The following is a 12420-nucleotide window of genomic DNA, read 5'->3' as shown; positions in this document are numbered from 1 at the left end:
TTTTATTTAATTGCCTCTATAGCCAATATCATGAAATTCCCCGTCTTCACCTCGACCAAATAGAATCGAGCTTTCTTCACAGCTTGTGACTCGTAAACACAGGGGATAAAATATCCAATTGTTGCAAACCGTTTTCTACGCGCGCCCCTCTCGACTTTCTGGGGAACGATAGATCCATGTGTACGAGAGACACGATGGCTTGGCGTCAGACTGCCGACGACGATGTGGCTCGCGTTGGCTTTTGCCTTTTGTAATCTGAGGTCAGGATTTAGCTCTGGCATAGCGCAAGCTGATGCCGCAGCGGGCATCACAACAATCATGGCGATGGCCAACACGGCGCTCCGCAAGATCGCCGCGCAATGTTTGTTCGGCAGCATTGCAGACATGCGCGGACACTTCCTCCCTTGCCCCTCTATGATGTGGCTATGCCGAGGGTTGGGCTGGCAGGCAAGCTAGCGGATTTGCGACAGGGTCAGGCGGGCGCGCTGCGCCGCGCCATCGCCTTGCCAACGAGGAACATCGGCGCATCCACGATCAAATGCGCCAGCACCGCCGCCCATAGCCCGCCGAGCAGGAAAGCCGCGGTCATCAGTCCGCCCGCTACCGTCACAAACAGCAGGTGGACCGCGCCCCACGAGGAACGGTGGAGCAGCACGAACACCGCGAGTGACACCGCCACTGCCGCCGCAAGGGGCACGCCTGCCGCGATCAATCCGCCAATACCGATCGCACGGAAGATCACCTCTTCGGTGACACCGATAGTCGCCAGCAGGAACAGGCGCTGCGGCAAGGGTGCCGCTGACAGTGCCGCCAGCGCCTCGGCATTGTGGGCCTCCCCGCCGAGCCTTCGAGCGACGAGAATGTAAAACGGCACGGACGCAATCCCGAGGACGCCGAGCAACACCCCCATCCCCGCCTGCCGCCAACCGAAGGTATAGAGGCCAATGCTGGCGGGATCGAAGCCGGTTTGTTCCAGCGCCAGCCAGAACCCGCCACCGGCCACCAGCCACAGTCCCGCCGCAGCGCGCACTCGCGCGGGCAGGCCCTCGCCGAACACGCCCCGCGCCTTCAAACCCACCACCAGCGCCGCTCCGCCCAGTGCGACAATAGCCGCGATCATCGGATAACGATTCCAGCATCGGAGCGGCATTGGATCGTCATGCCGGAAACAACTTCATGTGCAGCCTTCCCGGAACAGGTCACCAGGCTGTCGATCCTCGAAGTCGAGACGCTACCGACGCGCTGGCAGTCTGCAGGAACTCCCTGAAACAAGTGTGGCCTCCAGCCGCGAATTCAGACGCTTGCTACGCCTATCGCATGACCGGAGGCCACCATCAACCTGGACTTGTCAACCTATCAGCACCGATCAGTGATCCGCGTGAGCGTGGCCGACATAGCTGGTCTGGTTGGCAATCAGCGTGTCGAATTCGTTGATGAGCTCCATCGCCTTTTCCTGCGTGCCGACCAGCTTGATCATCGCGGTCATCCATTCGATGTCCTCGGGCGAGGTTGCCCAGGTCATGTCATTGGGGCCGCCTTTCATCGGGAAGACATAGATGATGTCCCATTCGCCGGTGTTGAGGTGGATGCCGTGGACGCCGGAGTCCTTGCCGGTCATGGAATCCGCCTTGGCGAAGTAGTTCTTGATGATGTCGAGCGCCCGCTCGCGCTTGCCCTGTTTGAACTTGGTCATGACGACGCGGGCCCAAGTGACCCCTTCCATGCGCTCGGCCTTCATTTCGGTCGAGTCCTGCGCGGCGGCAGGCACCGAAAAGGCCGACAACGGCAAAGCAAAGGCGGCTGCCATAAGAAGTAATTTACGCATAATTCCTCCCCTCCGAGAATATGCGACCCCTTTGATCACGCCCCTCTGTCAGGTGCGCGGCGTCTATCCTACGCCTGCCACGCGTAATGGCAAATCCGTGACTTGTCGGAATGCGACAGGATCTGACAAAGCTTCTGGTTTCAGGGATATTTTATTTTGTGGCGGCGTAGCCGATCAGGCTGTCCGCATAGGCCGATGCCCCGCGCCGGTCGCCCTCGCCGCTGACGAGCGTCTGCACCGCCTTGCCCAGCATGGCGATGTTGGCGGGAGAGAGTTTGCCAAGTGGCTCCACATATATACCGATGCCGAACAGGATTGCGCCCGTTTGCGGGAGCCGGCGGAGCGTCTGGCGTTCGGAGCGTACGAACAGGGTCTCGCCCGCGTTCTCGGGCGTGACGTGGGCGAAGGCTTCCAACGGGGGCCGCTCGGGGAGCCAGCGGCGGTCTCCCGTGGCGGCGATGAACCAGTTGCAGCGGGCGTAGATCGGGCCGGGGCGCAGGGTCTCCATGAAGCGGCCGACCCCGGTGGCGAGCTGCTCCTCGTAGCCCGCGATCGGCGCGTGGAGCGCGCGCAGGGGCAGGCCGATTTTCTCGGCAGGGCGCCAGTCCGAGGGCCATGCAACGGCGGCGCCGATCAGGCGGTAGACCTCCTCGCCCTCACGCTTGGTGAGCAGGCAGAGGTCTTCGTGGACCGCCCGCGCCGCCTCGGGAAGCGCGACTTGATCGAAGCCAACCGGGACACCGAGCATGGCCGCCAGCTCGCGGCCCGGTGCATCGACTTCGGGGGTCAGTTGCACGCCCTCGGGCCAGTCGGCAAAACCCGCCGCGCGCGCTGCAAGATCGGGCGCAGGCTGGAGCCACTGATGCTCCTCCAGCTTCACCAGCCCCATCCTGAGCTGCCCGCCCCCGCGCGCCTTGGGGAGCAGCGTGTCGACCGAGAAGCCGAGACTCATTCGTCCGGCTTCCACATCAGGATACGATAGCGACCATCCTTGCCGCGCCGCCTTTCCAGCCAATACCTTCCGGCCCCAGCGGTAAGCGGCGCGAGATAGGCCTGACATTCGACCGAAAACTCGCTGTAGAACTGCCGCGTCAGCATCATCTTGCCGCTTTTCCGCTCGATCCGGCCCAACAAGTCGCCCGTACCCGGCTCCGGCCAAACCTCGCTGACGCCTTCAGGAATATCCCCGCCAGTCCGCCCGTCGACGAATCGAAATTCCCCGCGTACGACAAAGATATCCGCGCGGCGCTGAATGTCGCGCGGCGAGTAACCCTTGGCCCATGTGAACGAGCAGGCATGGGCGCCCTGCGGCACGAGCAGCGCCCCGGCCAGCGCCAGCAGCACTGCGGCGCGGCGGATCACCTTGTCCCTCCCCGCTTCTCGCAGCGCAAAGTGAAGCCGTAGTCATCAAGGTAATCAACACCCGTCGGCAGGAGATATTGCAACGCTTCGGGCAGCAGACCGTGCAGTGCCGTGGCATGGCGAAGCTCGGTGCGGCGATCGGAAAAGCAGTAGGGCTGCTCCGCGGGCAGCGCGTCCAGCAGCCGCATCATCCCGCTCTCGGTAGCCCCGCCCTCGTCAGCGAGGCTGAGGTAGAGCGGCGGGCGATTGCCGTCACCCAGCGGGCGGCGGCTGAGCGCCTCGAAATCCCATTGCAGGCTCGGGCTGATTGCAACGTAGCCGGTGAACAGCGCGGGTGCCTCGGCCCAGGTCTCGACCACGAAATGCCCCGCCGCGCTTTCACCGGCGAGGACAGCGGTGCCGTCATGGCGATAGCGTGCTTCGATCAGCGGTTCGACGGTCTCCGCGATCCACTGCCGGAAAGCCGCGCTTTCACCCGCGGTCGGCCAGCGTCCGCTCTCGGCGGCATCGCCGGTCGGCGGGAGCAGTTCGCGCTGGCGGTTCTTCGTCTCGATCCCGACGATGATCGCATCCGCGCTGCGTCCCCAGATGGTGTTCCAGCGCTGGAGGCCAGCGCCCATGAACAGGTCCTGCGTCACCCCGCCATCGAGCAGATAGACCACCGGCCAGCGCCGGTCCGGCTCCTCGGCGTAATCGATCGGCAGGACGATATTGACGCCGCGCTTTTCGCCCAGCGCTTCGAGCGTCACGGTCTCGCCAATGGTGAGCGGAGCGGGTTGCGGTGTGTCCGCCTGAGCCGCTGCTGCGGAGCCCAACATCATCGCTGCCAGCGCGGCACCGATCCATCGAAAGCGCGCCAGCACCATCATGGCTGCGACGTCTTCCCGATCAGAGGTGCAGCTTCGAACCGCTGGTCGAACCTCTCCTGCGTAAACACGAGGTCGAGTGCATTCTCGCGTATCCAGTCGATCACGCAGGCGCGCGATTGTTCGGTCGCATTGAAGATGTCGTAGACCGCAATATCGACCTTCCCGACGCCATCGATCCGGTTGTCGAGCCCGCAGTGCCGCGTCATTGCCCAAACATGCTCCATCTCCGCCGTCGACCCGACGGCCACGCTCTCCATATTCTGGATCACAAAGGTGCCGTCGTCGTAAAGCGGCGCGCAGACCGCCGGGTCGCGGATCGGTGCACGCTCCTCGCAACCGGGCGGCGGAACATCCGGCGCAGGTTCGGTCGCCGCCAGCGCAAGTGCCAGAAGTCCGATCACTCCGCCGGCACCGCGCTCTTGCACGCCCGCGCGGGTTCCTCGCCTTTCAATGCGGTGAGGCCCAGCTTGGCGAACAGCGCGCCGTCGCTGTCGTCGCCCGCATTGGGCGCGGTCAGCAGCTTGTCGCCGGTGAAGATCGAATTCGCGCCCGCGAGGAAGCACAGGGCCTGCGTCGCCTCACTCATCGATTCGCGCCCCGCCGACAGCCGCACCATCGAGCGCGGCATGGTGATCCGCGCGACCGCGACCGTGCGGACGAACTCGATATCGTCGATCTTGGCGAGCGGCGTGTCGGCCAGCATATTGCCCAGCACCGTGCCCTTGACCGGCACCAGCGCGTTGACCGGCACGCTCTCCGGGTGCTGCGGCAGGGTGGCGAGCGTGTGGACAAAGCCCACCCGGTCCTCGCGCGTCTCACCCATGCCGACGATCCCACCCGAGCACACGTTGATGCCCGCCTTGCGGACGTGATCCAGCGTATCGAGCCGGCACTGGAAATCGCGCGTGGAGATGACGCGCTCGTAATATTCGGGGCTGCTGTCGATATTGTGGTTGTAGTAATCGAGGCCGGCTTCGCTGAGCATCTCAGCCTGATGCGGTTCGAGCATCCCCAGCGTCATGCAGGTTTCGAGACCCATGTCGCGGACGCCCTTCACGATCTCGACGATCGCAGGCATGTCGCGGTCCTTGGGATTGCGCCACGCCGCGCCCATGCAGAACCGCTGGGAGCCTGCATCCTTGGCCTGCGCCGCGCGCTGGAGCACGGCCTGCACGTCCATCAGCTTGGTCGCTTCAACGCCACTGTCAGCCTTCACCGACTGCGAGCAATAGCCGCAATCCTCCGGACACCCGCCGGTCTTGATCGAGAGCAGCGTGCACAGCTGCACCTGCGTGGGCGGGTGATATTCGCGGTGGACGGTCGCAGCCTGAAACAGCAGCTCGGTGAAGGGGAGGTCAAAGAGGGCCGCGATTTCGGCACGGGTCCAGTCGGTGCGCACACCGTCATGCTGAACTTGTTTCAGCATCCATTTATCCTTTCATGCTGCAGCGCTTGGGGCGCGGTGGACCCTGAAACAAGTTCAGGGTGACGGCAAGTTTTGACGGCAAGGTGATTTCAGATTGCGTCAGCGATCAGCCAAGTCAGGAAAGCCGAGACTACCAGCAACAGAAATGCCGTTATGGTCACGCTGATCCAGAAGCGCCATGACCTCTCTCGATGCGACATTCGCCCCAGCTCATGGCCAAAATCGGGATCGTCCACCTCAAGAACGTAGCCTTGGCTCCAAGCAATGTGGAGCCGCCGAACAGCCCATACGATGTATACTATGGCGCCGGCGGCCCAGAGAAGCTTGATATTCACTCCGCCGCCTCGTCCAGCCCCTCGCCGAGCGGGGGCATATTATGCCCGAGCAGCACCAGAATATCCGCCGCGCACTCCACCACGTTCGACCCCGGCCCGTAGATCCCCTGCACCCCCGCCTCGCGCAGGTAGTCGTAGTCCTGCGGGGGGATCACGCCGCCGGCGGTGACCTTGATATCGCCGCGGCCCGCTTCCTTCAGCAGCCGGATCAATTCGGGTATCAGGGTCTTGTGGCCTGCGGCGAGGCTCGACGCGCCGACCACGTCGACGTCGTGCTCCAGCGCCATCGCGGCGCTTTCCTGCGGGGTCTGAAACAGCGGGCCGGAGATGACCTCGAAGCCCATGTCACCGAAGGCGCTCGCGATCACGTTCGCGCCGCGGTCGTGGCCGTCCTGGCCCATCTTGGCGATCATGATCTTCGGCTTGCGGCCCAACCGGCGGCCTACGGCTTCGACCCCGTCGGTCACCTGCGCCCAGCGGCGATCGAATTCGTAGGCGCTCTTGTAGACGCCCGTGACCGGCGCAGGCGTGGCATCGTGGCGGCCGAAGACCTCTTCCATCGCAGCGGAAATCTCGCCGAGGGTAGCGTCGGCGCGGGCGCATTCCACAGCCAATGCCAAAAGATTGTGATCCCCCGCGCAGGCGGGGGCCTCAGGCGAGGGAGCGACTTGCCGACCGAGGTCCCCGCCTGCGCGGGGACTCACGCGCGCCCCCGCTGTCAGCGCCGCGAGTGCCGCGCGGCAGGCGACCTCATCGCGGCCTTCGCGCACCTTGGCGAGGCGGGCGATCTGGCCGGTGCGGACCTTCTGGTTGTCGACCTCCAGCGTTTCGAGCGCGTCCTCGCTCTCCTTGCGGTACTTGTTGACCCCGACGATCACGGTTTCGCCCTTGTCGACCCTAGTCTGCTTTTCCGCCGCCGCGCGTTCAATCGCGGCCTTGGGCGCGCCGGTGGCAACGTAGGCGGTCATGCCGCCCGCCGCGTCGACCTCGGCGATCAGCTTCTCGGCCTGCTCGACCAGCGTCGCGGTCAGCGCCTCGATATAGTGCGAGCCGCCGAGCGGATCGACGACGTTGCAGATGCCGCTCTCCTCTTGCAGCACCAGCTGGGTGTTACGGGCGATGCGGGCGCTGAAATCGGTCGGGAGCGCAATCGCTTCATCCAGAGCATTGGTGTGGAGCGACTGCGTCCCACCCAGCACCGCCGCCATTGCCTCCACCGTGGTGCGGATGACGTTGTTGTAGGGGTCCTGCTCCTGCAAGCTGACGCCGCTCGTCTGGCAGTGGGTGCGCAGCATCTTGGAGCGTTCGTCCTTCGCCCCCAGTCCGTCCATCACGCGGTACCACAGCGTGCGCGCGGCGCGCAGCTTGGCGATCTCCATGAAGAAGTTCATGCCGATGCCGAAGAAGAAGCTGAGGCGGCCGGCGAAGGCGTCGATATCGAGCCCCGCTGCCATCGCGCGCTGCGCATATTCTTTGCCGTCGGCTATGGTGAAGGCAAGCTCCTGCACCGCGGTCGCCCCGGCCTCGTGCATGTGGTAGCCGCTGATCGAAATGCTGTTGAACTTCGGCATGTTGGCCGAGGTATATGCGATGATGTCCGAGATGATCCGCATCGAAGGCTCGGGCGGGTAGATATAGGTGTTGCGGACCATGAACTCCTTGAGGATGTCGTTCTGGATCGTGCCTTCGAGCTTGTCCTGCGACACGACCTGACGTTCCGCCGCGACGATGAAGAAGGCCAATACCGGGATCACCGCACCGTTCATCGTCATCGAGACGCTCATGCTGTCGAGCGGGATCTGGTTGAACAGAATCTCCATGTCCGCGACCGTGTCGATCGCCACCCCCGCCTTGCCGACATCGCCGACGACGCGCGGGTGATCGCTGTCATAGCCGCGGTGAGTGGCGAGGTCGAAGGCGACCGACAAGCCCTTCTGCCCCATCGCCAGATTGCGGCGGTAGAAGGCGTTCGATTCCTCGGCGGTGGAGAAGCCTGCGTACTGCCGGATCGTCCACGGACGGCCTGCATACATGCTCGCCTTGACCCCGCGCGTGAAGGGCGCGAAGCCGGGGAGCCCGGGGTCGAAGCCTGCGTGATCTTCCGCGGTGTAGAGCGGCTTGATGTCGAAGCCTTCGGGCGTGCGCCAGGTCAGGTCGCGGCCCTTGACCTCCTTGTCGGCGAGGGCTTTCCAGTCAGCGGGGGTGGGTTTTTGGGTCATTGCTCAACCATTTTCCGTTCGTGTCGAGCGAAGTCGAGACACCGCACCAGGGTATCTCGACTGCGCACTGCGTGCTCCGCTCGATACGAACGGAGATGGGGGCGATCAGTGCCCCTTGAATTCCGCATTGCGCTTCTGGAGGAAGGCCATGCCGCCCTCCATCGCGTCCTTGGTCGCGCCTGCGACGCGCTGGCCCTCGGCCTCGGCCAAGAGCACCATTTGCAGGTTCTGGTCGAGCGCGGTGGCGATATTACGCTTCATCGTGGCGTAGGCGATGGTCGGGCCGTTGGCGAGCTTCTCCGCGAGGGCGCGGGCTTCGGTCATCAGGTCGGCATCATCGACGCACTTGTAGACGAGGCCCCATTCTTCGGCCTGTTCGCCCGAGATCTTCTCGCCCAGCATCATCATCCGCGTCGCGCGCGCGCGGCCGATGGCGCGGGTGAGCAGCCAGGTCGAGCCGCCGTCGGGCACGAGGCCGATATTGACGAAGGCTTGCAGGAAATACGCGCTCTTGCCCGCGATGGTGAAGTCCGCCGCCAGCGCGAGGCTGCATCCCACGCCCGCCGCCGGGCCATTGACCGCGCAGATCACCGGCACCTGCGCGCGGATGAGCTGGCTGATCGCAGGGTTGTAGTGATTGATCAACGCCTCGTGGCTGCCGCCCTTGCTGCCGAGCGCACTCCCTGCACCCCGCGCCGAAAGATCCGCGCCCGAGCAGAAGCCCTTGCCCTCACCCGTGATGAGCACCGCACGCGCATCGCCGAGGTCGTAGAACGCCTGCCCCAGCTCGTCCGCCATCTGCGGCGGCATGGCGTTGAGCCGCTCGGGGCGGTTGAGGGTGATGGTGAGCAGCGGGCCTTCGCGGTCAACGCGGATGGTTTCGTAGGACATTTTCGTTTCTCTCCAATTCTGTCATCCCCGCGAAAGCGGGGACCCAGGGCCAAGGGCACCGCGCGCCGCTCTGGGTTCCCGCTTTCGCGGGAATGACAAGCAGTTCAATTCGACCAGTGCGTGCCCTCTTTGGGCGTCTCCATGATCTCGGTAAGCATGCCGCCCATGTCCTTGGGATGGACGAAAAAGATCGGGGTGCCGTGCGCGCCGATGCGCGTGGGGCCGAGGATGCGCTTGCCCAACGCCTCGAATTCCGAGCGCGCCTCGGCGATGTCGGGCACCTCGAAGCACAGGTGATGCTGCCCGCCGAGCGGGTTCTTGGCGAGGAAGCCCGCGAGCGTGGAGTTTGCCCCCAGCGGCTCGATCAGCTCGATCTGGGTGCCATTCATCGCCCCGTCCGAGCCGGGGGTATCGACGAAGCAGACCTTCACGCCCTGCTTCTCAAGGTCGAACGGCGTGTGGATCTTCGTCGCGCCCATCACGTCGCGGTAGAACGCGATCGAGTCCGCGATGGAGGGCGTGGCGACCCCGATGTGGTTGAGACGGCCGAGTTTCATAGAATTCCCAATCCGTAGAATAGGTGGGCCAGTGGCCCAGTTCGCGTTTCGACTTCTTTCAAGCATTCCGCTCGTTTCATGGAGTGCTCAGGCGACCACGTCCCACACATTTCAAGTTCAAGAGCGTAACGCTCATTTTCGACACGAACTAGTGAGGCCCCAAACCAGATGAGCGTCAGGCTAAGGGCCGCAATGATGATATTCTTGGTCACAGCGGAATATTGTCATGCTTCTTCCACGGGTTCTCCAGCTGCTTCGTCCGTAGCTTCCTTAGCCCCAGCGCAATGCGCCGCCGCGTCGAGTGCGGGTAGATCACCTCGTCGATATAACCGCGCTGGGCCGCCACGAAGGGGTTCGCAAACCGGTCTTCGTATTCCTTCGTCCGCTCCGCGATCTTGGCGGGGTCGTCCTTTTCCTGGCGGAAGATGATCTCCACCGCGCCCTTGGCGCCCATGACGGCGATTTCCGCGGTCGGCCAGGCGTAGTTCAAATCGCCGCGCAGGTGCTTCGACGCCATCACGTCATAGGCCCCGCCATAGGCCTTGCGGGTGATGACGGTGATCTTGGGCACGGTCGCCTCGGCATAGGCGAACAGCAGCTTCGCGCCGTGCTTGATGATCCCGCCCAGTTCCTGCGCGGTGCCGGGGAGGAAGCCGGGGACGTCGACGAAGGTGATGATCGGAATCTCGAAGGCATCGCAGAAGCGAACGAAGCGCGCGGCCTTCTTCGAGGAATTGATGTCGAGCACGCCCGCCAGCACCATCGGCTGGTTCGCCACCACGCCCACGGTGCGGCCCTCCACCCGGCCGAAACCGCAGATGATGTTGCCTGCATAAGCTGGCTGGATTTCGAAGAAGTCGCCCTCATCGAGCACCTTGGTGATGACCTCATGCATGTCATAGGGCTGGTTGGCATTATCGGGGATCAGCGTGTCGAGGCTGTTTTCCAGCCGGTCCCACGGATCGCTGGTGGGGAGCGTCGGCACCTCCTCGCGGTTCGACAGAGGCAGGAAGTCCATGAAACGGCGGGTCGCCAGCAGAGCCTCGACATCGTTCTCATAGGCGAGATCAGCAACGCTGGTCTTGGTGGTGTGGGTGATCGCCCCGCCCAGTTCCTCCTGCGTCACAACCTCATTCGTGACAGTCTTCACCACGTCGGGGCCGGTGACGAACATGTAGCTGGAATCCTTCACCATGAAGATGAAGTCGGTCATGGCGGGCGAGTAAACCGCCCCGCCCGCGCACGGCCCCATGATGAGGCTGATCTGCGGCACCACACCGCTGGCGAGCACATTGCGCTGAAACACCTCGGCATAGCCGCCGAGGCTCGCCACGCCCTCCTGAATGCGCGCGCCGCCCGAATCGTTGAGGCCGATCACCGGCGCGCCGACCTTCATTGCGGTGTCCATCACCTTGCAGATCTTCTCAGCATGGCGCTTCGACAGCGAGCCGCCGAAGACGGTGAAGTCCTGCGAGAACACGTAGACCAGCCGCCCGTTGATGGTGCCGCTGCCGGTCACCACCCCGTCGCCGGTGATCTTCTGGCTCTCCATGCCGAAATCGACGCAGTCGTGCTCGACATAGGTGTCGAGCTCTTCGAAGCTGCCTTCGTCGAGCAGCACGTCGAGCCGTTCGCGCGCGGTCAGCTTGCCCTTGGCGTGCTGGGCGTCGATGCGCTTTTGCCCGCCGCCCATCCGGGCTGCTTCGCGGCGGCGTTCCATTTCGGCGATGTTGGCGGACACGGGGGTTCCTCTCCGGTGGCTCTCTTGATCGGGTGCGTTGCCTTAACACGTTCCAAGCGTCAACGTGGCAAAAGTGCCGGGAGGAGTCGCGATGCAGACGGCGGATGTGGTGGTGATCGGCGGCGGCATCGCGGGGCTGAGCCTCGCCGCGCGGATCGCGCCGCATGCACGGGTGGTGGTACTGGAGGGCGAAAGCGCGCCGGGCTATCACGCCTCGGGGCGGAGCGTGGCCTTTGCGCATTACGGCCTCGGCAACGAGCCCGTTCGGACGCTGACCGCGCTGAGTATGGCGGAGCTGGCGGTTCATGGCTCTGTGCATCCGGCGCTGCATATCGCCGCTGCGGAGGAGATCGCAGCGCTGGATGCGCTTGAGGCGGTGCACCGGCATTACGGGTGCGACTATGCGCGTATCGGCGCCGATGAGGCACACGCGCTGATGCCCGCCCTTCGCCCGGATGCCTGCGCCGCAGCGCTCATCGATCACGGTTCGCTGAAGCTCGATACCCATGCGATGCTTCAGGCGCACGTCGCCGGTCTGAAAGCTGCGGGGGGGACTCTGGTAACGGGGGCGCGGGTCGGTGCCATCGCGCGCGACGGCGATGGGTGGCGGGTCGAAACGGTAGGCGAAACTTACGCCGCACCCGTGCTGGTCAATGCCGCCGGGGCTTGGGCAGACGCCATCGCGCGGATGGCGGGTGCCCGCCCCATCGGCATCGAGCCGCGCCGCCGCACGGTTATCAGCTTTCCCGCACCCGAGGGCGAGGACGTCCACGCATGGCCCTTCACCAAGACCGTTGGCGAAGGCTTCTACCTGCTCCCCGAGGGGCGCAGCCAATTGCTCGCTTCGTCGATGGACCAGACCCCGTCCGACCCTTGCGACGCCGCGCCCGAGGAGCTCGATATTGCCATTGCCGCCGACCGGGTGGAGCAGGCGACCACCCTCCCCATCCGCCGTATCAGCCACAGCTGGGCGGGCCTCAGAAGCTTCGCGCCGGACGAGCTGCCGGTAGTGGGCGAAGCGGCGGAGGTGCCCGGCTTCATCTGGTGCGCAGGGCAAGGCGGTGCGGGGTTCCAGACCGCGCCGGCGCTGTCGCGCATCGCGGCGGCGGCGGTGCTGGGTCTCGCGTTCCCAAAGGATGCAGCGGCGGCGGGGCTTTCGTTCAAAAGCTTCTCGCCAGCGCGGCTGGGGGCGTGA

The 12420-nt window shown here is 64.5% G+C and carries 13 protein-coding genes; 1 reads left to right on the top strand and 12 read right to left on the bottom strand.

Annotation, left to right across the window (positions count from 1 at the left end; translation table 11 throughout):
- Positions 1-2: 2 nt before the first annotated feature.
- The 12 genes from BZF59_RS16065 to BZF59_RS11230 form a co-directional block, all read right to left on the bottom strand.
- Positions 3-386: a hypothetical protein gene (locus BZF59_RS16065; RefSeq protein ID WP_143738151.1), complete on the bottom strand. Its 384-nt coding sequence runs from the start codon at positions 384-386 to the stop codon at positions 3-5.
- 86 nt (positions 387-472) lie between these two features.
- Positions 473-1120, bottom strand: coding sequence for a CPBP family glutamic-type intramembrane protease (locus BZF59_RS11285; RefSeq protein WP_158094302.1), 648 nt, complete (start codon positions 1118-1120; stop codon positions 473-475).
- Positions 1121-1366: 246 nt separating this feature from the next.
- The gene (locus tag BZF59_RS11280; RefSeq protein ID WP_143738150.1) at positions 1367-1825 is read right to left on the bottom strand and encodes a hypothetical protein; all 459 of its coding nucleotides are present in this window, start codon (positions 1823-1825) and stop codon (positions 1367-1369) included.
- A 151-nt stretch (positions 1826-1976) separates the two neighbouring features.
- The gene (locus BZF59_RS11275) at positions 1977-2777 is read right to left on the bottom strand and encodes a heme-dependent oxidative N-demethylase family protein (RefSeq protein WP_086608325.1); all 801 of its coding nucleotides are present in this window, start codon (positions 2775-2777) and stop codon (positions 1977-1979) included.
- The gene (locus BZF59_RS11270) at positions 2774-3187 is read right to left on the bottom strand and encodes a hypothetical protein (protein ID WP_086608324.1); all 414 of its coding nucleotides are present in this window, start codon (positions 3185-3187) and stop codon (positions 2774-2776) included. Before BZF59_RS11270 ends, BZF59_RS11275 begins: the two co-directional genes overlap by 4 nt.
- The gene (locus tag BZF59_RS11265; protein ID WP_245806123.1) at positions 3184-4056 is read right to left on the bottom strand and encodes an alpha/beta hydrolase; all 873 of its coding nucleotides are present in this window, start codon (positions 4054-4056) and stop codon (positions 3184-3186) included. Before BZF59_RS11265 ends, BZF59_RS11270 begins: the two co-directional genes overlap by 4 nt.
- A complete protein-coding gene (locus tag BZF59_RS11260) occupies positions 4053-4457 on the bottom strand; it encodes a hypothetical protein (RefSeq protein WP_143738149.1) in 405 nt (134 codons plus the stop codon). Before BZF59_RS11260 ends, BZF59_RS11265 begins: the two co-directional genes overlap by 4 nt.
- Complete coding sequence (gene bioB / locus BZF59_RS11255; protein WP_086608322.1) at positions 4454-5482, bottom strand: biotin synthase BioB; 1029 nt, start codon at positions 5480-5482, stop codon at positions 4454-4456. The genes BZF59_RS11260 and bioB overlap by 4 nt, the downstream gene beginning before the upstream one ends.
- Before the next feature lie 331 nt (positions 5483-5813).
- The gene (scpA, locus tag BZF59_RS11245; protein ID WP_086608320.1) at positions 5814-8036 is read right to left on the bottom strand and encodes a methylmalonyl-CoA mutase; all 2223 of its coding nucleotides are present in this window, start codon (positions 8034-8036) and stop codon (positions 5814-5816) included.
- Between the two features lie 105 nt (positions 8037-8141).
- Complete coding sequence (locus tag BZF59_RS11240; RefSeq protein ID WP_086608319.1) at positions 8142-8927, bottom strand: enoyl-CoA hydratase-related protein; 786 nt, start codon at positions 8925-8927, stop codon at positions 8142-8144.
- A 104-nt stretch (positions 8928-9031) separates the two neighbouring features.
- On the bottom strand, positions 9032-9484 hold the full coding sequence (gene mce, locus BZF59_RS11235; protein ID WP_086608318.1) for a methylmalonyl-CoA epimerase: 453 nt from the start codon (positions 9482-9484) through the stop codon (positions 9032-9034).
- A gap of 208 nt (positions 9485-9692) precedes the next feature.
- On the bottom strand, positions 9693-11225 hold the full coding sequence (locus tag BZF59_RS11230; RefSeq protein WP_086608317.1) for an acyl-CoA carboxylase subunit beta: 1533 nt from the start codon (positions 11223-11225) through the stop codon (positions 9693-9695).
- 91 nt (positions 11226-11316) lie between these two features.
- Here BZF59_RS11230 and BZF59_RS11225 point away from each other — a divergent pair, with 91 nt between their 5' ends.
- The gene (locus tag BZF59_RS11225; protein ID WP_086608316.1) at positions 11317-12420 is read left to right on the top strand and encodes an NAD(P)/FAD-dependent oxidoreductase; all 1104 of its coding nucleotides are present in this window, start codon (positions 11317-11319) and stop codon (positions 12418-12420) included.

The organism is Erythrobacter donghaensis, assembly GCF_002155425.1.
In the GTDB taxonomy this organism is placed as follows: Bacteria; Pseudomonadota; Alphaproteobacteria; order Sphingomonadales; family Sphingomonadaceae; genus Erythrobacter; species Erythrobacter donghaensis.
Note: the sequence above shows the minus strand (reverse complement) of the source record. Positions and strands in the feature narration are given on the sequence as shown.

Excerpts from the sequence above, each read along its gene's own strand:
- BZF59_RS11280 (WP_143738150.1), bottom strand. The coding sequence starts at position 1,825 with ATGCGTAAATTACTTCTTATGGCAGCCGCCTTTGCTTTGCCGTTGTCG.
- BZF59_RS16065 (WP_143738151.1), bottom strand. The coding sequence starts at position 386 with ATGTCTGCAATGCTGCCGAACAAACATTGCGCGGCGATCTTGCGGAGC.
- bioB (WP_086608322.1), bottom strand. The coding sequence starts at position 5,482 with ATGCTGAAACAAGTTCAGCATGACGGTGTGCGCACCGACTGGACCCGT.
- BZF59_RS11285 (WP_158094302.1), bottom strand. The coding sequence starts at position 1,120 with ATGATCGCGGCTATTGTCGCACTGGGCGGAGCGGCGCTGGTGGTGGGT.
- BZF59_RS11225 (WP_086608316.1), top strand. The coding sequence starts at position 11,317 with ATGCAGACGGCGGATGTGGTGGTGATCGGCGGCGGCATCGCGGGGCTG.
- mce (WP_086608318.1), bottom strand. The coding sequence starts at position 9,484 with ATGAAACTCGGCCGTCTCAACCACATCGGGGTCGCCACGCCCTCCATC.
- BZF59_RS11265 (WP_245806123.1), bottom strand. The coding sequence starts at position 4,056 with ATGATGGTGCTGGCGCGCTTTCGATGGATCGGTGCCGCGCTGGCAGCG.
- BZF59_RS11240 (WP_086608319.1), bottom strand. The coding sequence starts at position 8,927 with ATGTCCTACGAAACCATCCGCGTTGACCGCGAAGGCCCGCTGCTCACC.
- BZF59_RS11275 (WP_086608325.1), bottom strand. The coding sequence starts at position 2,777 with ATGAGTCTCGGCTTCTCGGTCGACACGCTGCTCCCCAAGGCGCGCGGG.
- scpA (WP_086608320.1), bottom strand. The coding sequence starts at position 8,036 with ATGACCCAAAAACCCACCCCCGCTGACTGGAAAGCCCTCGCCGACAAG.